General features: G+C 68.0%; 18 protein-coding genes and 1 pseudogene. 10 read left to right on the top strand and 9 right to left on the bottom strand.

What is annotated here, in order from left to right; all coding sequences use genetic code 11:
* Positions 1-45 precede the first annotated feature (45 nt).
* From A5688_RS03420 to A5688_RS03410, 3 genes are all read right to left on the bottom strand, one after another.
* Complete coding sequence (locus A5688_RS03420; protein WP_067836557.1) at positions 46-507, bottom strand: peroxiredoxin; 462 nt, start codon at positions 505-507, stop codon at positions 46-48.
* Complete coding sequence (locus tag A5688_RS03415; RefSeq protein WP_067836559.1) at positions 507-929, bottom strand: DUF3052 domain-containing protein; 423 nt, start codon at positions 927-929, stop codon at positions 507-509. The genes A5688_RS03420 and A5688_RS03415 overlap by 1 nt, the downstream gene beginning before the upstream one ends.
* An 84-nt stretch (positions 930-1,013) precedes the next feature.
* Positions 1,014-1,601: a hypothetical protein gene (locus A5688_RS03410; protein ID WP_067836622.1), complete on the bottom strand. Its 588-nt coding sequence runs from the start codon at positions 1,599-1,601 to the stop codon at positions 1,014-1,016.
* Positions 1,602-1,784: 183 nt separating this feature from the next.
* On the opposite strand from A5688_RS03410, the gene aceE reads away from it, so the two are divergent.
* The 7 genes from aceE to A5688_RS03375 all read left to right on the top strand — a co-directional run bounded on the left by aceE (position 1,785) and on the right by A5688_RS03375 (position 11,715).
* Positions 1,785-4,574, top strand: a complete 2,790-nt coding sequence (gene aceE / locus A5688_RS03405) for a pyruvate dehydrogenase (acetyl-transferring), homodimeric type (RefSeq protein ID WP_067914829.1) — start codon at positions 1,785-1,787, stop codon at positions 4,572-4,574.
* 295 nt (positions 4,575-4,869) lie between these two features.
* Entirely contained in the window at positions 4,870-6,192 is a 1,323-nt protein-coding gene (locus tag A5688_RS03400) for a PucR family transcriptional regulator (protein ID WP_067914825.1), read from the top strand.
* A 143-nt stretch (positions 6,193-6,335) separates the two neighbouring features.
* Positions 6,336-7,244, top strand: a complete 909-nt coding sequence (locus tag A5688_RS03395) for an ACP S-malonyltransferase (RefSeq protein WP_068268051.1) — start codon at positions 6,336-6,338, stop codon at positions 7,242-7,244.
* Positions 7,245-7,331: 87 nt separating this feature from the next.
* Positions 7,332-7,679, top strand: a complete 348-nt coding sequence (acpM, locus tag A5688_RS03390; RefSeq protein ID WP_064877187.1) for a meromycolate extension acyl carrier protein AcpM — start codon at positions 7,332-7,334, stop codon at positions 7,677-7,679.
* Positions 7,676-8,926, top strand: a complete 1,251-nt coding sequence (gene kasA / locus A5688_RS03385; protein WP_067836566.1) for a 3-oxoacyl-ACP synthase KasA — start codon at positions 7,676-7,678, stop codon at positions 8,924-8,926. The genes acpM and kasA overlap by 4 nt, the downstream gene beginning before the upstream one ends.
* Before the next feature lie 80 nt (positions 8,927-9,006).
* Positions 9,007-10,260, top strand: a complete 1,254-nt coding sequence (gene kasB / locus A5688_RS03380) for a 3-oxoacyl-ACP synthase KasB (RefSeq protein ID WP_067836569.1) — start codon at positions 9,007-9,009, stop codon at positions 10,258-10,260.
* A 33-nt stretch (positions 10,261-10,293) separates the two neighbouring features.
* Positions 10,294-11,715, top strand: a complete 1,422-nt coding sequence (locus tag A5688_RS03375) for an acyl-CoA carboxylase subunit beta (protein WP_067836572.1) — start codon at positions 10,294-10,296, stop codon at positions 11,713-11,715.
* An 89-nt stretch (positions 11,716-11,804) separates the two neighbouring features.
* Here the strand turns inward: A5688_RS03375 and A5688_RS03370 are convergent, their stop codons facing one another.
* Positions 11,805-13,352: an FAD-dependent monooxygenase gene (locus A5688_RS03370; RefSeq protein WP_067912563.1), complete on the bottom strand. Its 1,548-nt coding sequence runs from the start codon at positions 13,350-13,352 to the stop codon at positions 11,805-11,807.
* A gap of 131 nt (positions 13,353-13,483) precedes the next feature.
* Here A5688_RS03370 and A5688_RS26625 point away from each other — a divergent pair.
* Positions 13,484-13,585, top strand: a pseudogene (locus A5688_RS26625) (nucleoside deaminase); the annotation flags it as partial.
* 5 nt (positions 13,586-13,590) lie between these two features.
* Here the strand turns inward: A5688_RS26625 and A5688_RS03365 are convergent.
* Together A5688_RS03365 and A5688_RS03360 are read right to left on the bottom strand one after the other, a co-directional pair.
* Complete coding sequence (locus A5688_RS03365) at positions 13,591-15,132, bottom strand: glycerol-3-phosphate dehydrogenase/oxidase (RefSeq protein ID WP_067912429.1); 1,542 nt, start codon at positions 15,130-15,132, stop codon at positions 13,591-13,593.
* Entirely contained in the window at positions 15,129-15,698 is a 570-nt protein-coding gene (locus tag A5688_RS03360; RefSeq protein WP_067836580.1) for a TetR/AcrR family transcriptional regulator, read from the bottom strand. The genes A5688_RS03365 and A5688_RS03360 overlap by 4 nt, the downstream gene beginning before the upstream one ends.
* 47 nt (positions 15,699-15,745) lie before the next feature.
* On the opposite strand from A5688_RS03360, the gene A5688_RS03355 reads away from it, so the two are divergent.
* A complete protein-coding gene (locus tag A5688_RS03355) occupies positions 15,746-17,335 on the top strand; it encodes an FAD-linked oxidase C-terminal domain-containing protein (protein WP_120312457.1) in 1,590 nt (529 codons plus the stop codon).
* The gene (locus A5688_RS03350; RefSeq protein WP_067912435.1) at positions 17,332-18,243 is read left to right on the top strand and encodes a diacylglycerol kinase; all 912 of its coding nucleotides are present in this window, start codon (positions 17,332-17,334) and stop codon (positions 18,241-18,243) included. Before A5688_RS03355 ends, A5688_RS03350 begins: the two co-directional genes overlap by 4 nt.
* A gap of 127 nt (positions 18,244-18,370) precedes the next feature.
* Here the strand turns inward: A5688_RS03350 and A5688_RS03345 are convergent, their stop codons facing one another.
* From A5688_RS03345 to A5688_RS03335, 3 genes are all read right to left on the bottom strand, one after another.
* Positions 18,371-18,883 (bottom strand): DUF3145 domain-containing protein, encoded by a 513-nt coding sequence (locus A5688_RS03345; protein ID WP_067836629.1) that lies wholly within the window; start codon positions 18,881-18,883, stop codon positions 18,371-18,373.
* 152 nt (positions 18,884-19,035) lie between these two features.
* The gene (locus A5688_RS03340; RefSeq protein WP_067836591.1) at positions 19,036-19,854 is read right to left on the bottom strand and encodes a serine hydrolase domain-containing protein; all 819 of its coding nucleotides are present in this window, start codon (positions 19,852-19,854) and stop codon (positions 19,036-19,038) included.
* Positions 19,854-20,912, bottom strand: coding sequence for a class I SAM-dependent methyltransferase (locus tag A5688_RS03335; protein ID WP_067836594.1), 1,059 nt, complete (start codon positions 20,910-20,912; stop codon positions 19,854-19,856). The genes A5688_RS03340 and A5688_RS03335 overlap by 1 nt, the downstream gene beginning before the upstream one ends.
* Between the last annotated feature and the right edge of the window lie 39 nt (positions 20,913-20,951).

Genomic DNA, 20,951 nt, shown 5'->3' with positions numbered 1-20,951 from the left:
ATGCCCGCCGCAGGGTACACGCCCGTCGGCCAGGACCCCAAACTCTCAGGCCTTCAGCGCCGCCAGGGCGTCGGTCCAGAGCCGCTGGTCGCGGGACTCGCCGGGCTGTTTCATCTCGGCGAAGCGAATGATCCCGGACCGATCGACGACGAACGTCCCGCGGTTGGAGTAGCCGGCGTCCTCGTTGAACACCCCGTAGCTCCGGCTCACCGCGCCGTGCGGCCAGAAGTCCGACAGCACCGGGAAGGTGAAGCCGCTGTCCAGCGACCAGACCCGGTGGGTCGGCGGCGGGCCCACGGAGATGGCCAGCGCCGCGCTCTCGTCGTTGTCGAAATCGGGCAGATGGTCGCGCAACTGATCCAGCTCGCCCTGACAGATCCCGGTGAAGGCCAGCGGGAAGAACACCAGCAGAACGTTCTTGGCGTCCCGATACGAGCTCAGCGTGACTCGCTGCTGGTTCTGGTCGCGCAAAGTGAAATCCGGGGCGGGTGTGCCGACGGACAGCATCAACGCTTCCCGGCGCGGGATTTGGGCTGCACCAGTCGGCTGGCGCTCCAGTCCCCCAGGTTGACCGACGAGGTCGGCATCAGACCCGCGGTGGGCGCGGCCTCGGCGATTTCGGCCGGCAGCACGTGACCGGGCTTGCCGGTCTTGGGGGTCAGCACCCAGATCACGCCGTCTTCGGCCAGCGCGGTGATGGCGTCCATCAGGGTGTCGACCAGGTCGCCGTCACCGTCTCGCCACCACAGCAGCACGACGTCAACCACCTCGTCGGTGTCTTCGTCGAGCAACTCACTGCCGCAGGCTTCCTCGACATCGGCGCGAATCTCGTCATCGGTGTCTTCGTCCCAGCCCCACTCCTGGACAACTTGGTCCCGTTGGATGCCCAGTTTGCGAGCGTAGCTCGGGGCGTGATCCGCCGCGACCACCGTGGAGCCTCCTTCAACATCCGAGCGCTGTGCGATTGGGAATTATCGTCGCACAGCCAGAGCCCGGTACATACTTCCGCATCATCAGGTTGCCAGGCAGAGTTTCACTGCGTTCTTTTTCGTGTCGTTGAGTTGATCGACCCGTTTGTTGAACTCGCCGGTTCCCGCGTGCGTGCCGATGGCGTTGGCGACCGCGCGGGCGGCGTCGATGTAGGCGTTGAATGCGTCCTTGATCTGCTGCGACATCGCGTCGTTGAAGCTGTTGCCGACCGTGGTCGCGCTGTCGTTGAGGGCTTCGATGGCCGGGCCTTCGGTCGGGCCGGTGCCGCGGCCCGCGTTGAACGCCTGGACGAACTCGTTGGTCTTGTCGATCGCGTTCTTGCTGGTGGTGATCAGCGTGGCGCAGGCGGTGCGCACCGCCTTGGTGGTCAGCGATTGCTGCCGCTGGGACTCCCGGATGCTCGAGGTCGCCGACGACGCGGACACCGACGCGGACACCGACTGCCGGTAGGCCGGCGCCACCTTGGTATCCGGCGTTGCCGTGCCATTGGTGACGGAGGTGCACCCGACGATGCCCATCAGCGTCACGGCGATACAACCGAGGGCCAAGGCCCCACGCCGCGAGAAAGCCCCTACCTGCGTCTGCGGGACGGCACGCCACCGGATGAGCACGAGCCTGACGTTACCGGGTGGGTTGTGCACCTGCCCCATACACGCCGAGTTGGTGTTCGCCAGGTGAAGCCCCGTCGGCTACCCGACGTCGGCTATCCGCGCGAAACACCGGTGCGGCACGATGGTGGGAAGGGTGCGACCCACCCGTACGGCACACATTCCGCCAACAACAGGAGTAGTGCGTTGACAACTGAGTTCGTGCGCCACGATCTGGCCACAAACCCCCACAGCACAACCGAACCCGACCGCGTTCGGGTGATCCGCGAGGGGGTGGCCTCCTACCTACCCGACATCGATCCGGAAGAGACGTCGGAGTGGCTGGAGTCCTTCGACGAACTGCTGGAGCGCTCCGGCCCGTCGCGAGCGCGCTATCTGATGCTGCGATTGCTGGAACGGGCCGGCGAGCAGCGAGTCGCCCTCCCGTCGCTGACGTCGACCGACTACGTCAACACCATTCCGACCGAACTCGAGCCGTGGTTCCCCGGCGACGAGGACGTCGAGCGGCGCTACCGGGCGTGGATCCGGTGGAACGCCGCCATCATGGTGCACCGCGCCCAGCGCCCGGGAGTCGGTGTGGGCGGCCACATTTCGACCTACGCCTCGTCGGCGGCGCTGTACGAAGTCGGCTTCAACCACTTCTTCCGCGGCAAGGCGCACCCCGGCGGCGGGGACCAGATCTTCATCCAGGGCCACGCGTCCCCGGGCATTTATGCGCGCGCCTTCCTGGAAGGCCGGTTGTCCGCCGATCGGATGGACGGCTTCCGGCAGGAGCACAGCCACGCCGCCGGCGGGTTGCCCTCCTACCCGCACCCGCGGCTGATGCCCGAGTTCTGGGAATTCCCCACGGTGTCAATGGGCCTGGGCCCGCTCAACGCCATCTACCAGGCGCGGTTCAACCACTACCTGCACGACCGCGGCATCAAGGACACCTCCGACCAGCACGTCTGGTGCTTCCTGGGCGACGGCGAAATGGACGAGCCGGAGAGCCGCGGTCTGGCGCACGTCGCGGCGCTGGAGAGCCTGGACAACCTGACGTTCGTGGTCAACTGCAACCTGCAGCGCCTCGACGGCCCGGTGCGCGGCAACGGCAAGATCATCCAGGAGCTGGAGTCGTTCTTCCGCGGCGCCGGCTGGAACGTCATCAAGGTGGTCTGGGGCCGCGAGTGGGACGCCCTGCTGCACGCCGACCGCGACGGCGCGCTGGTGAACCTGATGAACACCACCTGCGATGGGGACTACCAGACGTACAAGGCCAACGACGGCGCCTACGTGCGCGACCACTTCTTCGGGCGCGACCCGCGCACCAAGGCGCTCGTGGAGAACATGAGCGATTCCGAGATCTGGAACCTCAAGCGCGGTGGCCACGACTACCGCAAGGTCTACGCCGCCTACCGCGCCGCCGTCGACCACAAGGGTCAGCCCACGGTGATCTTGGCCAAGACAATCAAGGGTTACTCGCTGGGCGCGCACTTCCAGGGCCGCAACGCCACCCACCAGATGAAAAAGCTTGCGCTGCAAGATCTTAAGGATTTCCGCGACGCGATCCGGATTCCGATCAGCGATGCCCAGCTGGAAGAGGACCCCTACCTGCCGCCGTACTACCACCCCGGCCCGGACGCCCCGGAGATCCGGTACATGCTCGACCGGCGCCGCACGCTCGGCGGGTTCCTGCCCGAGCGGCGAACCAAGACCAAGGCGCTGCGACTGCCCGGCCGGGACACCTACGCCGCGCTGAAGAAGGGGTCGGGAACCCAGGAGGTCGCCACCACCATGGCGACCGTGCGGACCTTCAAAGAAGTGTTGCGGGACTCCGAAGTCGGCCCGCGCATCGTGCCGATCATCCCCGACGAGGCGCGCACTTTCGGCATGGACTCGTGGTTCCCGTCGCTGAAGATCTACAACCGCCTCGGCCAGCTGTACACCGCGGTGGACGCCGAGCTGATGCTGGCCTACAAGGAAAGCGAAGGCGGGCACATCCTGCACGAGGGGATCAACGAGGCGGGCTCGGTGGGCTCGTTCATCGCGGCCGGCACGTCGTATGCCACGCACAACGAGCCGATGATCCCGATCTACATCTTCTATTCGATGTTCGGCTTCCAGCGCACCGGTGACGGCCTGTGGGCCGCCGCCGATCAGATGACCCGCGGCTTCCTGCTCGGGGCCACCGCGGGGCGGACCACGCTGACCGGCGAGGGCCTGCAGCACGCCGACGGCCACTCGCTGCTGCTGGCCAGCACCAACCCGGCGGTGGTCGCCTACGACCCGGCGTTTGCCTACGAGATCGCCTACATCGTGGAAAGCGGGCTGGCGCGGATGTTCGGGGCGAACCCCGAGGACGTGTACTTCTACATCACCATCTACAACGAGCCGTACGTGCAGCCGCCGGAGCCGGAGAACTTCGATCCCGAGGGCGTGCTGCGCGGTCTCTACCGCTACCGCACCGCCACCGAACAACGGGCCAATGAGGCGCAGATCCTGGCGTCGGGGGTGGCCATGCCGTCGGCGCTGCAGGCGGCGGAGATGCTGGCCGCCGAATGGGACGTCGCCGCCGACGTGTGGTCGGTGACGAGCTGGGGCGAGTTGAACCGCGACGGCGTGGCCGTCGACAGGGCCAGGCTGCGCCACCCGGACCGGCCCGCCGGCGTCCCGTACGTCACCCAGGCGCTGGCGGACGCGAGCGGGCCGGTGATCGCGGTCTCGGACTGGATGCGCGCGGTTCCCGAGCAGATCCGGCCGTGGGTGCCGGGCACCTACGTCACCCTGGGCACCGACGGGTTCGGCTTCTCCGACACCCGGCCGGCCGCCCGGCGGTACTTCAACACCGACGCCGAGTCGCAGGTGGTCGCGGTGTTGGAGGCGCTGGCGCGCGATGGTGAGATCGATCCCTCGGTGCCGGTCGCGGCGGCCCGGCAGTACAAGATCGACGACGTGCAGGCCGCCCCGGAGCAGACGTCCGATCCCGGGGTGGCCTGACGCCCGACCCGCCCCCCATACGCCGAGTGTGACGCCACCGTCACGTTGGGCGCCGAGCGTGACGCCACCGTCACGCTCGGCGCGCCGCGGGCGGGGTGGCCTGACGCCGAACCCCCCACGCGCCGAGCCCCCACGCCGAGTGTGCGGCCAGCCGCACAGCCGTCGCCGAGTGTGCGGCCAGCCGCACACTCACCCCACCCGAGACCACCCGAGCGCCCCCAGCTTGAGGACTTCTTAAGAACGCCACGCGCAGCCTTTGGAAGAAACTTCTAGAAAAGGCGCGTAGGTTTTAGGGGTGAATGACAACCCCTTCGCCGGTCCATTCGCCAAGCAGCCCCGCTCGCCGCTCGAGCTGTTGGACACGGTGCCGGAGTCCGTACTGCGGCGGTTGAAGCAGTACTCCGGCCGGCTGGCGACCGAAGCGGTCTCGGTCATGGGCGATCGGTTGCCGTTCTTCGCCGAGCTGGAAGCCTCACAGCGGGCCAGCATGGCGTTGGTGGTGCAGACGGCCATCAACAACTTCGCCGAGTGGATGCAAGACCCGCACAGCGACGTCAGCCACACCGCGCAGGCCTTCGAACTGGTGCCCCAGGACCTCGCCCGCCGGATCGCGCTGCGGCACAGCGTCGACATGGCGCGCGTGACCATGGACTTCTTCGAGGAAGTCGTCCCGCTGCTGGCCCGCTCCGAGGAGCAGCTCACGGCCTTGACGGTGGGCATCCTGAAGTACAGCCGGGACCTGGCGTTCACCGCCGCCACCGCCTACGCGAACGCGGCCGAGGCGCGCGGGACCTGGGACAGCCGAATGGAGGCCAGCGTGGTCGACGCGGTGGTCCGCGGCGACACCGGCCCCGAGCTGCTGTCCCGCGCCGCGGCGCTGAACTGGGACACCACCGCCCCGGCGACGGTCGTGGTCGGCACCCCGGCGCCCGGGCGCGACGGGTCGACCGGCCCCGACGACAGCGAGCGGGCGAGTCAGCACGTCCGCGATATCGCCGCCCAGCACGGGCGCGCGGCGCTCACCGACGTGCACGGCACCTGGCTGGTCGCGATCGTGTCCGGCCAACTGTCGCCAACTGACAAATTCCTGGGCGACCTGATGGCGGCGTTCGCCGATGGCCCGGTGGTCGTCGGACCCACCGCTCCCATGCTGACGGCCGTCTACCACAGCGCCAGCGAGGCCATCTCCGGCATGAACGCCGTCGGCGGCTGGCGCGGGGCGCCACGTCCCGTGTCGGCCCGCGAACTGCTGCCCGAACGCGCCCTGATGGGCGACGCGTCGGCGATCGTGGCACTGCACACCGACGTCATGGGCCCGTTGGCCGACGCGGGGCCGACGCTGATCGAGACTCTTGACGCTTACTTAGATTGTGGCGGCGCTATTGAGGCTTGTGCCAGAAAGTTGTTCGTTCATCCAAACACCGTCCGCTACCGACTCAAGCGGATCACCGACTTCACCGGACGGGATCCCATGCAGCCTCGTGATGCATATGTGCTGCGAGTGGCGGCGACGGTGGGGCAGCTCAACTATCCGACCCCTCCCTCTGGCGCCGCCAACAACGCGATGCCAGCGGTTCCGTTGCCGGTCAAAGGGGCTGTTGCCGGACAAACCGGATGATAGTGATCCAGGCAACAGGTCGCGGGGCGATATCAAACCCGTAGCTTACCGAGCTATTTTGTAGGGAGTGCACAAAAACCTAAGACGAGGTTCATAATCTGTTACACCCGCCAAAACCGTTTCCACAGTGTTCTCTTAAACACGTGATTGCATTGCTTGCGCCCGGACAGGGTTCGCAGACCGAGGGGATGCTCTCGCCGTGGCTGGAGCTCCCCGGCGCCGCTGACCAGTTGGCGCTGTGGTCCAAGGCCAGCGGCCTCGACCTTGTGCGCCTGGGCACCACCGCATCGACCGAAGAGATCACCGACACCGCGGTCACCCAGCCGCTGGTCGTGGCCGCCACGCTGCTGGCTCACCAGGAGCTGACCCAGCGCGGCCTGCTGTCGAACGCCGAGCTGGTCGTCGCCGGCCACTCCGTCGGGGAGATCGCCGCCTACGCGATCGCCGGCGTGATCGCCGCCGACGACGCCGTCGCGCTGGCCGCCACCCGCGGGGCGGAGATGGCCAAGGCGTGTGCCATCGAGCCGACCGGTATGTCCGCGGTGCTCGGTGGCGAGGAGGCCGAGGTGCTGGCCCGGCTCGAGCAGCTCGACCTGTTCCCGGCGAACCGCAACGCCGCCGGGCAGATCGTTGCCGCGGGCGCGCTGACCGCGCTGGAGAAGCTGGCCGAAGACCCGCCGGAGAAGGCCCGGGTGCGCGCCCTCGGGGTGGCCGGGGCGTTCCACACCAAGTACATGGCGTCGGCGCTCGACGGCTACGCCGAGGCGGCGGCCGCCGTGCAGACGTCCGAGCCCACCGCCACGCTGCTGTCGAACCGCGACGGCAAGCCGGTCGCCTCGGCCGCCGCGGCGATGGAGGCGCTGGTCGCTCAGCTGACCCAGCCGGTCCGTTGGGACCTGTGCACCGCGACGCTGCGCGACCTGGAAATCACTGCGGCCGTGGAGTTCCCGCCCGCGGGCACTCTCACCGGTATCGCAAAACGAGAACTTCGGGGGATCACGGCTCGTGCCGTCAAGTCGCCCGCAGACCTGGACGCTTTGGCCGAGCTCTAAAGCCAGCTCGACCAGTTGCACAACCAGTACAACCGCATAACACGTCAATTCGACTAACACACAACACATTACGAAGGGAAGCACGCTGTGGCTGTCAGCCAGGAAGAAATCATCGCCGGTATCGCCGAGATCATCGAAGAGGTAACCGGTATCGAGCCCTCCGAGGTCACCCCGGAGAAGTCCTTCGTCGACGACCTGGACATCGACTCGCTGTCGATGGTCGAGATCGCCGTTCAGACCGAGGACAAGTACGGCGTCAAGATCCCGGACGAGGACCTCGCTGGTCTGCGTACCGTCGGTGACGTCGTCTCCTACATCCAGAAGCTCGAGGAAGAGAACCCCGAGGCTGCCGAGGCGCTGCGCGCCAAGCTGGAGACCGAGAACCCCGACGCGGTCGCCAATGTCAAGTCGAGGCTGGAAGCGGACAGCAAGTGAGCAAGCCTTCCACTGCTAATGGCGGTTACCCCAACGTTGTGGTAACCGCCGTCACGGCGACGACGTCGATCGCGCCGGACATCGAGAGCACGTGGAAGGGTTTGTTGGCCGGCGAAAGCGGCATCCACGTCCTCGAAGACGAGTTCGTCAGCAAATGGGACCTGCCCGTCAAGATCGGCGGGCACCTCAGGGAGCCCATCGACGAACACATGAGCCGACTCGACATGCGGCGCATGTCGTACGTCCAGCGGTTGGCCAAGGTGTTGAGCGGTCAGCTGTGGGAGTCCGCCGGCAGTCCGGAGGTCGACCCCGACCGGTTCTCGGTCGTGGTCGGCACCGGGCTCGGCGGCGCCGAGAGGATCGTTGAGACCTACGACCTGATGAACGAGGGTGGCCCCCGCAAGGTGTCGCCGCTCGCCGTTCAGATGATCATGCCCAACGGCGCCGCGGCGGTGGTGGGCCTGCAGCTCGGCGCCCGCGCCGGGGTCATCACCCCGGTCTCGGCCTGTTCGTCGGGTTCCGAGGCGATCGCGCACGCGTGGCGCCAGATCGTCATGGGCGACGCAGACTTCGCCGTCTGCGGCGGTGTCGAGGGTCCCATCGAGGCGCTGCCGATCGCGGCGTTCTCGATGATGCGGGCCATGTCGACGCGCAACGATGAGCCTGAGCGCGCATCGCGGCCGTTCGACAAGGATCGCGACGGCTTCGTGTTCGGTGAGGCCGGCGCGATGATGATCATCGAGACCGAGGAGCACGCCAAGGCACGCGGCGCCAAACCACTGGCCCGGTTGATGGGTGCAGGCATCACCTCGGACGCGTTCCACATGGTGGCGCCGGCGGCGGACGGCGTGCGCGCCGGCCGCGCAATGACCCGATCGCTGGAGCTGGCGGGGTTGTCCCCCAAGGACGTTGACCATGTCAACGCCCACGGCACCGCGACGCCGATCGGTGACACCGCCGAGGCCAACGCCATTCGCGTGGCCGGTTGCCAAGAGGCGGCGGTGTACGCGCCGAAGTCGGCCCTGGGGCACTCGATTGGTGCGGTCGGGGCGCTGGAATCTGTTCTCACGGTATTGAGCCTTCGGGATGGCGTGATACCGCCGACGCTGAACTACGAAACCCCCGATCCGGAGATCGATTTGGACGTTGTCGCGGGCGAACCCCGCTACGGCGACTTCCGTTATGCGATCAACAACTCGTTCGGGTTCGGTGGCCACAACGTGGCACTCGCCTTCGGGCGCTACTGAGTGCGGCGTCCGGCGACGACGCGGGCCGCAGAGGCCCGAGGAGGAGCCGGACAATTACGGAAGGAACGTTCGCAAGACCCATGACAGAGCTGGTTACCGGGAAGGCACTCCCCAACGTGGTCGTCACTGGCATCGCCATGACGACCGCGCTGGCAACTGACGCCGAAAACACCTGGAAGCTGTTGCAAGACGGCCAAAGCGGCATCCGCACCCTCGACGATCCGTTCGTCGAGGAATACGACCTGCCAGTCCGCATCGGTGGCCATCTGTTGGAGGATTTCGACAGCCAGCTGACCCGTATCGAGCTGCGCCGGTCGGGATACCTGCAGCGGATGTCCACCGTCCTGGGCCGGCGGGTATGGGAGAACGCAGGCTCGCCGGAGGTCGACACCGGCCGATTGATGGTTTCCATCGGCACCGGTCTGGGCTCGGCCGAAGAGCTCGTCTTCGGGTATCAGGAGATGCGCGAGCGCGGGTACCGAGCGATGTCCCCGCTGACCGTCCAGAAGTACATGCCCAACGGCGCGGCCGCGGCGGTAGGCCTGGAACGGCACGCCAAGGCCGGGGTGATGACGCCGATATCGGCGTGTGCATCCGGGTCGGAGGGCGTTGCCCGTGCCTGGCAGCAGATCGTGCTCGGCGAGGCCGACATAGCGATCTGCGGCGGCGTCGAAACGAAGATCGAGGCGGTGCCTATCGCCGGGTTCGCCAACATGCGCATCGTGTTGTCCACCAATAACGACGACCCCGCCGGTGCGTGTCGGCCCTTCGACCGGGACCGCGACGGCTTCGTGTTCGGCGAGGGCGGCGCTCTGATGGTGATCGAGACCGAGGAGCACGCAAAGGCGCGTGGCGCGAACATCCTGGCCCGGATCATGGGGGCCAGCATCACCTCGGACGGCTTCCACATGGTCGCCCCGGACCCCAACGGCGAACGCGCCGGGCACGCGATGTCCCGGGCGATACAGCTCGCGGGCCTGAGCCCCAGCGACATCGGGCATGTCAACGCCCATGCCACCGGCACCCAGGTCGGTGACGTCGCCGAGAGCAAGGCGATCAACAAAGCCCTCGGTGGGCACAAGCCCGCGGTGTACGCGCCCAAGTCCGCGCTCGGCCACTCGGTGGGTGCGGTCGGCGCCGTGGAATCCATCCTGACCGTGCTCGCGCTGCGCGACCAGGTGGTCCCCCCCACGCTCAACCTGGAAAACCTCGACCCCGAGATCGACCTGGACGTGGTGGCGGGCAAGCCACGGCCGGGCAACTACGAGTACGCGATCAACAACTCGTTCGGATTCGGCGGACACAACGTGGCCATCGCCTTCGGGCGGTATTAAACCGAGCAACACCGGAATATCAGGAGACCTGCGATGACTATCACGGCCCCCGAGACGGTTGGCGAGTCGCTCGACCCTCGCGACCCGCTGTTGCGCTTGAGCAATTTCTTCGACGACGACACCGTCGAGCTGCTGCACGAGCGCGACCGCTCCGGTGTGCTTGCCGCCGCGGGGACCGTGAATGGTGTGCGCACCATCGCGTTCTGCACAGACGGCACCGTGATGGGCGGCGCGATGGGCATCGAGGGCTGCACGCACATCGTCAACGCCTACGACACCGCCATCGAGGAGCAGAGCCCGATCGTGGGTATCTGGCACTCCGGCGGTGCCCGGCTGGCCGAGGGTGTGAAGGCTCTCCACGCGGTGGGCTTGGTCTTCGAGGCGATGATCCGGGCATCGGGCTACATCCCGCAGATCTCGGTGGTCGTCGGCTTCGCGGCCGGCGGTGCCGCCTACGGGCCGGCCCTGACCGACGTCATCGTGATGGCCCCGGAGAGTCGGGTGTTCGTCACCGGGCCCGACGTGGTGCGCAGCGTCACCGGCGAGGACGTGGACATGCGCTCGCTCGGTGGCCCGGAAACGCACCACAAGAAGTCCGGGGTATGCCACATCGTCGCCGACGATGAGCTCGACGCCTTCGCGCGTGGTCGCCGATTGGTCGGGTTGTTCTGCCAGCAGGGGCATTTCGACCGCAACAAGGCCGAGGCCGGTGACACCGACATCCACGCGCTGCTGCCCGAATCGGCACGACGGGCCTACGACGTGCGCCCGATCGTGACCGCGATCCTCGACGACGAGACGCCGTTCGACGAATTCCAGGCCAACTGGGCGCCGTCGATGGTGATCGGGTTGGGACGGCTGTCCGGCCGCACGGTCGGCGTGCTGGCCAACAACCCGTTGCGTCTGGGCGGTTGCCTGAACTCCGAAAGCGCCGAGAAGGCAGCACGTTTCGTGCGTCTCTGCGACGCCTTCGGCATTCCGCTGGTGGTGGTCGTCGATGTGCCCGGCTACCTGCCCGGCGTCGACCAGGAGTGGGGCGGAGTGGTGCGTCGCGGTGCCAAGCTGCTGCACGCGTTCGGCGAGTGCACGGTTCCGCGCGTCACGCTGGTCACCCGAAAGACCTACGGCGGGGCCTACATTGCGATGAACTCGCGGTCGCTGAACGCCACCAAGGTGTACGCGTGGCCGGACGCCGAGGTGGCGGTGATGGGCGCTAAGGCCGCCGTCGGCATTCTGCACAAGAAGAAGCTGGCCGCCGCGGCCGATCACGAACGCGAGGCGCTGCACGACCAGCTGGCCGCCGAGCACGAGCGGATCGCGGGCGGCGTGGACAGCGCCATCGAGATCGGCGTGGTCGACGAGAAGATCGACCCGTCGCACACCCGCAGCAAGCTCACCGAGGCGCTGGCCCAGGCGCCCGCGCGCCGCGGCCGCCACAAGAACATCCCGCTGTAATTCTCTGCCCGCTGGCCGCGGGCGTGGGGTACCTCCCGCTTGCGAGCGTAAGCCCACTGCGAAAAACCGCGTCGGAAATCGCAGTCCGCTTACGCTCGCGGACCGCCGAGTATCGCCGAAAGCGCCTGCCGCAGCTCCGCTTCCGGGTCGGCGGGAAGCGCATCACAGCGCCACCCGACAAAATCGTCCGGACGGACCAGCAGCGCCCCCTGCGGCCCGAGGCCGGTGACCGCCGCCCACTCGTCGGTGTAGAAGCGATGCGCGGCCAGCGATGCCGAAGCCGCTGCCGCGCACCATCGCTCGTCGCCGGACAGCACGGTGAACCGGGGTCCCAGCAGATCGAGTGTCGAGACGCCCTCGTGCACCCAGACGTGCGGCACCCGAGTGCCCGGCTGGGCACGCAACTCCTCCACCAGTCCGCCATCGTCGGCGTCACGCGTCACGACCGCGGCCGAGCGGTACCGGTACCCGATGAGCAGGGCGAACATCGAGCACTCTTCGTCGGCCGGCAATTGCGGCGCGTCACCGCCGGCACGCAGCAGGGCCACCGACGGCCCGGTGAGCGACTGGCGCGCGGCGAACCGGCCCACCGGATGACGTTCGGGGTGATAGGTCGCCAATAATTCCGGCGTGGCCCTGCCGTGCAGAACGGCGGCCAGTTTCCAGGCCAGGTTGTGGGCGCTTTGGATGGCGGTGTTGGCTCCCCCGGCCTTGAACGGTGGCATGGTGTGCGCCGAATCGCCAACGAGAAATGCTCGCCCACAATCGAATTGGTCGGCCACCCGCTCGTAGGGCTGCCACGTCGCAACCTCGATGATGTCGATGTCGACCCGCTCGCCGATCGCCTTGGTGAGCAACTCGGTGCAGCGCTGCGGCGTGAACTGTTCGGCCGTCTCCCCCGCGCCGGGGAAGTAGGTGGTGATGAACATGCCGAGATCGCCCTCGGCGATCAGGAATATGCCGTCCACGTCGTCGTTTTTGACCTGGACGCCGTCGCCGTCGTGCAATGTCGGGATGAACCGGCGCCAGGGCGCCCGGAAGTAGACGAAGACGACGTAGATCGGCAGCGCGCCGTAGCCGGATGTGCTGATGCCCAGCGATTTACGGATCGGGCTGTGCACACCGTCGGCGCCGACGAGATAGTCGGCGCGAATGGTCTCCGACCTCCCGGTATCCGTATCGCGGACCACCGCGGTGACACCGGTTTCGTCCATCTCGAACGAGGACAGCTCCGTGCCGTAGCGCACCTCGCCGCCGCCCCGTCGCGCAGCGTCGCGCAGGATCGGCTCGAGCCGACTCTGCGGGCAATACTGGGCCGCAGGCTCCGGGCTGACGTTGTCCAGGCCGGCGAAGATCGCGGCGATGTCCAGCGCCGGTTCCTCCAGGGTGCTGTTGAGGGTGGGCTTGACCACCAGCGCCGAGACGTGCTCGGCGACCGCCCGTATCTCGTCGCGAAGACCCAGCCCGCGCAGGATTTCCGAGCTGCGGAAGCTCAGGTTGCGGGCTTTGGGGTACAGGAACGATTCCCGCCGCTTCTCGACCAGTAGCGAGCCGATCCCGTGCTGGGTCAGCAGCGCGGAGGTGGCCAGGCCGCCGACGCCGGCCCCAACGATGAGCACGGGAACGCGGGTGGTCATCTCGTCTCCCTTCGTCACCATCCGACAAAGTGACAGTCTCTATCATTCGATACTAACTTTCAATACCGCCAAAGCGTCTTTCGTGCCGCGGCATGGTGCAATATCGACCCGTGAGCCTCTGCGCGCCGACGATGATGGATGTCGCGTTCGACGAAGCAACGACCGGGCTGGCCGAGGGCGGCATTCCGATCGGTGCCGCGCTGTTCACCGCCGACGGAATTCTGCTCGGCCAGGCGCCCTAGCCAAAGCGCGCCAGGAACTCCTCGGCCACGGCGGCCACCCGCTCCCGGTCGCGCGCCACCAATCCGATCCGGGTCCGCCGGTCCAGGATGTCGGAGACGTTCAGCGCGCCCTCATGGGTGATCGCGTATTCGAATTCCGCTCTGCTGACGTCGATTTCGTCGCCGACGGGCTCGGTCGGCCGGTCACAGGTCGCGGCGGCGACAACCTTGGGCGCCTCGGCGCCGTAGCGCTGCACCAGCGACGCCGGCAGCACGGTGTCAGGCGCCGCGATCACCCCCGGATTGGCCGGCGCCCCGATCAGCGGCAGATTGCGGGTCCGGCATTTCGCGGCGGGCAGGCGCCGCACCCGGATCGCGCGATCCAGCACATCCTGTGCCATGTACCGGTATTCGGTGAGCTTCCCGCCGATCACACTGATCACCCCGGATGCCGATTCCACGACGGCGTGTTCGCGGGACACGTCGGCGGTGCGGCCCTCGCCGGTATCGATCAGCGGCCGCAGCCCCGCGTAGGCGCCGATCACGTCGGTGGCGACCAGGCCGGTCCGCAGCGCGGTGTTCACCGTGTCGAGCAGGAACGTGATCTCGTCGACCGACGGTTCGGGCACATCAGGAACGGGACCGGGAGCCGCCTCGTCGGTCAGCCCCAGATAGACTCGGCCCAGTTGTTCTGGCATGGCGAACACGAAGCGGTTGAGCTCACCGGGAATCGGAATGGTCAGCGCCGCAGTCGGATTCCCGAAGGCCTCGGCATCGAAAACCAGATGCGTGCCGCGGCTGGGCCGCAACCGCAACGAGCCGTCGATCTCGCCCGCCCACACCCCGGCCGCGTTGATGACCGCACCCGCCGACACGTCGAACGATTCCCCGCCGCGCTGGTCGGTCAGCCGCACCGAGGTGCCGGTGGCCCGCGACGCCGACACATAGGTCAGGATTCGGGCGCCGTGCTGCGCCGCGGTGCGCGCGATCGCGGTGACCAGTCGCGCGTCGTCGATCAGTTGACCGTCGTAGGCCAACAAGCCCCCGGCCAGGCCGTCGCGTCGCACGGTGGGCGCCATCTCCACGACGCGCTGCGCCGAAATCCGTTGCGAGCGGGGCAGAGTCGACGCCGGGGTACCGGCGAGGAACCGCAACGCATCACCGGCCAGGAACCCGCCGCGCACCAGGGCCCGCTTGCCCGGGCTCATCGACGGCAGCAGCGGCACCACCTGCGGCATCGCATGAACCAGGTGAGGGGCGTTGCGCGTCATCAGGATTCCCCGCTCGATGGCGCTGCGCCGGGCAATGCCCACGTTGCCGGTCGCCAGGTAGCGCAGCCCGCCGTGGACCAGTTTGGAACTCCAGCGGCTGGTGCCGAACGCCAGGTCGTGTTTCTCCACCAGCGCCACCCGCAGCCCGCGCGCCGCGGCGTCCAGCGCGATCCCGGCACCGGTGATACCGCCGCCGATCACCACGACGTCCAACGGTTCACCCTCGGCGAGTGCGGTCAGGTCGGCCGCGCGGCGCGCGGCGTTCAGCGCGGTCGGATCAGCTATCACGACAGGTATCCGTTCAGCGAGTAGGCAAGCTCGGCGCCCAGTGCGTCGGCGTCGAGCATCGGTTCGACCATCCGCGCCGACTGGATGGTCGACTGCGCGATCAGCAGCACCATGGTGGCCAGCTCGACCGGGTCGCCGGGCCGGACGCTGCCGTGGCGCTGGGCCACCCGCAGCCGGGCGGCCAGCGCGTCGATCAACATGCGCTGGCTGGTCCCCAGGCGTTCGGTGATGTACGTCGACGCAAGGTCCGAGTGCAGCACCGACATCACCAAGCGGTCCGCGCGCAGTCGATCGGTCACCGTAACTATCTGTCGCACAAGCGATTCGCGATCGTCTCCGAGCAACGGCGCGTCGCGCATCACCTCGGTGACGTGCTGGGTCAACAGCGCCGCCACGATCGACTGCGTGTCCGGCCACCGCCGGTACACCGTCGGCCTGCTGACGCCCGCCCGCCGGGCTATCTCGGCGAGGGTCACCCGGTCCACGCCGAAATCCACCACACAGCTGGCCGCCGCCCCGAGGATGCGCTCGCCGGTATCCAACCTTGCATTACGGGTTGACAACATATGTAATACTGTAACGCATGACGCATCCCCAGGGGCTTCTGCCGCCGATGAAATGGAACGCGTGGGGAGATCCCGCCGCGGCCAAGCCGCTTTCGGAGGGGATCCGGTCATTACTGCAGCAGGCCGTGGGGGTCGAGGGGTCCCACACGGCCGAACTGCAATCCGACCAGGTGACGCTGCGCCCGTCGGCGTTGTCGCAGTCCGATCACGAGGCACTGGCCGCCATCGTCGGCGCCGAGTACTGCCGCACCGCGGACCCCGATCGGTTGCTGCACGCGGGCGGCAAATCCACCATCGACCTGCTCAACCGCATGGGGCGCGGTCCGCAGGACGCTCCCGATGCCGTATTGCTTCCCGGCGGCCCCGATGGCGACGAAGCCGTTGCCGCGATCCTGCGCTACTGCTCGCAGCATCGCATCGCCGTCGTGCCCTTCGGCGGGGGCACCAGCGTGGTCGGTGGGCTCGATCCCATCCGCGCGGACTTCTCGGCCGTGGTCTCGCTTGATCTGCGCCGCTTCGACAAACTTATCTCTTTGGACGAAGTGTCCGGCCAGGCGGTTTTCGGGGCGGGAGTCACCGGGCCGGAGGCGGAACGACTCCTTGGCGCCCAAGGCTTTTCACTCGGCCATTTCCCGCAGAGTTTCGAATACGCCACCATCGGCGGTTTCGCCGCCACCCGCTCCTCGGGACAGGACTCGGCCGGCTACGGCCGATTCAACGACATGGTGCGGGGGCTGCGCGTGGTCACCCCGGTCGGCACCATGGATCTGGGCCGGGCACCGGAATCGGCCGCGGGCCCCGACCTGCGCCAGCTGTTGATCGGCTCGGAGGGCACGCTGGGCGTCATCACGCGGGTGCGGCTGCGGGTGCACCGCGCGCCCGAGGCCGTCCGCTACGAGGCGTGGTCGTTCCCCGATTTCGAGACCGGGGCCGCCGCCCTGCGCGCGGTCACCCAGAATGCCACCGGCCCCACCGTGCTTCGGCTCTCCGACGAGGCCGAGACCGGAGTCAACCTGGCCACCACAGAGGCCATCGGCGGATCTCAGATCACCGGCGGATGCCTGGGCATCACCGTGTTTGAGGGCACCAAGGAGCACGCCGAGAGCCGGCATGCCGAGACCAGCGCACTGCTGGCGGCCCGGGGCGGGACCTCGCTGGGCGAAGGACCGGCGCGGGCCTGGGAGCGCGGCCGGTTCGGCGCGCCGTACCTGCGCGATTCGCTGCTCGCGGCGGGCGCGCTGTGCGAAACGCTGGAGACCGCCACCGACTGGTCAAACGTCCCCTCACTGAAAGTCGCTGTCACGCAAGCACTTACCGAGGCGCTCGCCGCGAGCGGCACGCCGGCCCTGGTGATGTGTCACATTTCCCACGTCTACCCCACCGGCGCGTCGTTGTACTTCACCGTCGTCGCCGGGCAGCGGGGCAATCCGATCGAGCAGTGGAAAGCCGCCAAAAAGGCCGCGTCGGATGCCATCATGGCCACCGGCGGGACCATCACCCACCACCATGCGGTCGGTGCCGACCACCGGCCGTGGATGCGCGACGAGATAGGCGAACTGGGAGTGCAGGTGCTACGCGCGGTCAAGGCGACATTGGATCCGGCCGGAATTCTCAATCCCGGCAAGCTGATTCCGTGACCCGCCGCGAGGTCGGCAAGGTCACCGCGCTGACCAATCCCGTCTCCGGACACGGCGCCGCCATCCGCGCGGCCCAGGTCGCGATCGCCCGCCTGCACGAGCGGGGCGTGCAGGTCACCGAGATCATCGGCGACGACGCGCAAGACGCGCGCCACCTCGTTGCCGCCGAACTCGACATGGGAACGGACGCGGTCATGGTCACGGGCGGCGACGGCGTCGTCTCCAACGCGCTGCAGGTGCTGGCGGGCACCGACGTTCCGCTGGGCATCGTCCCGGCTGGCACCGGCAACGACCACGCCCGTGAATTCGGTATCCCCACAAAGGATCCCGCGGCCGCTGCGGACGTCGTCGCCGATGGCTGGACGGAAACCATTGACCTGGGCCGGATCCGGTGGGGTGACGCTGAAAAGTGGTTCGGCACCGTGGCGGCCACCGGCTTCGACTCCCTGGTGACCGACCGCGCCAATCGGATGACCTGGCCGCACGGGCGGCTGCGCTATTACATCGCGATGCTGGCCGAGCTGTCGCAGCTGCGGCTCCTACCCTTCCGCTTGGTGCTCGACGGCACCAAGGAGATCGACGCCAGCATCACGCTCGCTGCCTTCGGCAACACCCGCAGCTACGGCGGCGGCCTGCTGATCTGTCCCAACGCCGACCCCACCGACGGCCTGCTCGACATCACCATGGCTCACTCGGCGTCCCGGACCAAACTGGTCCGCCTCTTCCCCACCGTCATGAAAGGGACTCACGTGCACCTCGACGAGGTCAGCACGGCACGGGCCAAAACAATCCACGTCGAGTGCCCAGGCATCAACGTCTACGCCGACGGCGACTACGCCTGCGCGCTACCGGCCGAGATCTCGGCAGTGCCGGACGCCCTGCAGATTCTGCGCCCGGCCAACCGATAGGCGTGTCTCCGGGGACCATTACCGCATGTGCGAAAGCGCTAGCGGATGCGCTAGCGCTTTGCAGAGTCGCCTATTGCTTCCGCAGAGGCGACGTGCCCGCAAAGACCCGGACGCCGACGCCGCTCGGCTAACCGACGCCCCGGCTCAGCCAGGTCACCTCGCCGACGTCGCCGCCGTCGCGGTAGGCCTCGAGCGCCTCATCCCAGGCCGTGCCCAGCACCGAGTCCAGTTCCGCGGCCAGGGTGTCGGCGCCCTGGGCCATCATCGACCGCAGCCGCATCTCCCCGACCATGACGTCGCCGTTGGCGCTCATCGCCCCGCTCCACAGACCCAGTTGCGGGGTGTGGCTGAACCGGTGGCCGTCGACGCCGGGGCTGGGATCCTCGGTGACCTCGAACCGCAGCACGGACCAGGACCGCAGCGCGTTGGCGAGTTTGGCGCCGGTGCCCACCGGCCCGACCCAGTTGGTGACCGCGCGCAGCTGTCCGGGCATCGCCGGCTGGGGCGTCCAGTTCAGATTCGCCTTGGCACCCAGGGTCGACGACAACGCCCACTCGACATGCGGGCAAACCGCCGCGGGCGAAGCGTGCACGTACACCACGCCGGTCGTCACGTCGGCGAATTGATTCGACGCTCGCATTTCCTGCTCCTTCGGTTCCACGAGGGACGTCTTCCCCAACGACCTGCGGACCCGACAAACAGGGCAGCTTGTGCGAAATCTTCGATTATTTGTGTGTCGTGCGTGTCTATTGTGCCTTGTGATACCCGTGTTGCGCTAGTGTGCATTTCCCACTAGCTGTAATCGGCTATCACGGCGTCAGAAATCGCCGGCCACGGCTGCAGCGCCCACTTCCCGAAATCCCGGTCCGTGAGGACCACCAGCGCCAGGTCTTTTTCCGGATCTGCCCAGATGAAACCGCCTGCTTGGCCAAAATGGCCGTACGTCCGCGCGGAATTGCGCGCACCCGTCCAGTGCGGCGATTTCGCGTCGCGGAGCTCAAAACCCAGCCCCCAGTCATTGGGCCGTTGCACCCCGTAACCCGGCAGAACACCGTCCAGACCGGGAAACTGCACCGTCGTCGCCTCGGCGTGCAGGCCCGCGGAGACCGTCGCCGGGCGCAGCAGGTCCCCCGCGAATGCCGCCAAGTCGGCCACCGTCGACCTCGCGCCGAACCCGGCGGCGACCGCGCCGCCGTCCAGGCGGGTCGCCGCCATGCCCAGCGGTTCGCACACCGCCTCGGTCAGATAGCGGGCGAACTCGATGCCGGTCGCGTGCTCCACGGTCTGCCCCAGCACGGTGAAGCCCTGGTTGGAGTAGATCCGGCGGGCGCCGGGCGCGGCCAGCACCTGGTCGGAGTGCATCGACAGACCCGATGCGTGGGACAGCAGGTGGCGGACGGTGGCGCCGGGCGGGCCGGCGGCCGTGTCGAGATCCACCGCGCCCTCCTCGATGGCGACCTGCACGGCCCGGGCCGCCAGCGGCTTGGTCACCGAGGCCAGCTCGAAAACCCGCTCGGTGTCGCCGTGGCCGGCCAGCAAGCCGCCGGGTCCCACCACCGCCGCGGCGGCGGCCCCGACCGGCCAGTCGGCCAGGGCGTCGAGGGCCGCCATCACTTCCGGGCGATGTAGTAGTTGTTGATCGGGTCCGACTCGATCTCGGCCACCCGCACGTCGCCGAAGCCGGCGTCGCCTAGCATCGCGACGGCCAGTTGCGTCCCCCACGCGGTGCCCAGCCCGGCGCCGTCCAACGCCAACGACACCGTCATGCAGTGCATCAACGACGTCGTGTACAGGTAGGTGCTCATCGGGACGCCGACGTTCTCCTCGAGCCGGCTCGACGCCTTGATGTCGGCCATCAACAGGACACCGCCGGGCCGCAGCGCCCGGTAGATGTTCTCCAGCACCCGCGCCGGCTGAGCCTGATCGTGAATCGCATCGAAGACGGTGATGACGTCGTAGGCGTCGGACTTGTCCAGATCGGCAAGATTGTGGCTTTCGAAGGCCGCGTTGGACAGGCCCCGCTCGGCGGCTTCCCGGATCCCGGAGGCGATGGCCTGCTCGGAGAAGTCGATGCCGGTGAAGCGGCTGGCCGGAAACGCTTGTGCCATCACGTTGATGGCGTGTCCGCTGCCGCAGCCGAAGTCCGCTACCTCGGCCCCGGACCGCAGCCGCTGCACGAGTCCGTCCACCAGCGGCAGCACCACGTCGACCAACGCCGTGTCGTACACCACGCCGCTCTGCTCGGCCATCAACTCATGGAAGCGGGGGAATTCGCTGTACGGCAGCCCACCGCCGGCGCGGAAGCAGCCGATGATCTTTTGTTCGACCTCGGCGAGTACCGGCACGAGCAGGGTCACCAGCGCCAGGTTGTTCGGTCCGGCCGCGCGCGTGAGCACGGCGGCGCGCTCCGCGGGCAACGAGTAGCGGGCGGTGTCCGGGTCGTACTCGACGACGCGTCCGGTGGTCATGCCGGCCAACCACTCTCGGACGTAGCGCTCGTTGAGCCCGGCCACCTCGGCGATCTGCTCGCTGGTAGCGGGCGCCAGCCCGGCCATCGTGTCCAGCAGACCGGTCTGATGCCCGATGCTGAGCAACAGCGTCAGGCTGGCGCCGTCGATGGCCCCGGTGATTCTTGCGGTGAACTCTTCGGTGGTTTCCAAAGCCGTCACGCCCAGGGACGCTACACCCGGCTATCGACGCGACGATTG

This window comes from Mycobacterium mantenii (assembly GCF_001667865.1).
GTDB lineage: Bacteria > Actinomycetota > Actinomycetes > Mycobacteriales > Mycobacteriaceae > Mycobacterium > Mycobacterium mantenii_A.
The sequence above is the reverse complement of the archived record's forward strand: the minus strand, read 5'-3'. Positions and strand labels throughout refer to the sequence as shown.

What these genes read in the sequence shown, in the direction of transcription:
- A5688_RS03370 (WP_067912563.1), bottom strand. Translation starts at nt 13,352, where the DNA reads ATGACCACCCGCGTTCCCGTGCTCATCGTTGGGGCCGGCGTCGGCGGC.
- A5688_RS03360 (WP_067836580.1), bottom strand. Translation starts at nt 15,698, where the DNA reads ATGTTGTCAACCCGTAATGCAAGGTTGGATACCGGCGAGCGCATCCTC.
- A5688_RS03375 (WP_067836572.1), top strand. Translation starts at nt 10,294, where the DNA reads ATGACTATCACGGCCCCCGAGACGGTTGGCGAGTCGCTCGACCCTCGC.
- A5688_RS03420 (WP_067836557.1), bottom strand. Translation starts at nt 507, where the DNA reads ATGCTGTCCGTCGGCACACCCGCCCCGGATTTCACTTTGCGCGACCAG.
- A5688_RS03345 (WP_067836629.1), bottom strand. Translation starts at nt 18,883, where the DNA reads ATGCGAGCGTCGAATCAATTCGCCGACGTGACGACCGGCGTGGTGTAC.
- A5688_RS03340 (WP_067836591.1), bottom strand. Translation starts at nt 19,854, where the DNA reads ATGGCGGCCCTCGACGCCCTGGCCGACTGGCCGGTCGGGGCCGCCGCC.
- kasB (WP_067836569.1), top strand. Translation starts at nt 9,007, where the DNA reads ATGACAGAGCTGGTTACCGGGAAGGCACTCCCCAACGTGGTCGTCACT.
- A5688_RS03355 (WP_120312457.1), top strand. Translation starts at nt 15,746, where the DNA reads ATGAAATGGAACGCGTGGGGAGATCCCGCCGCGGCCAAGCCGCTTTCG.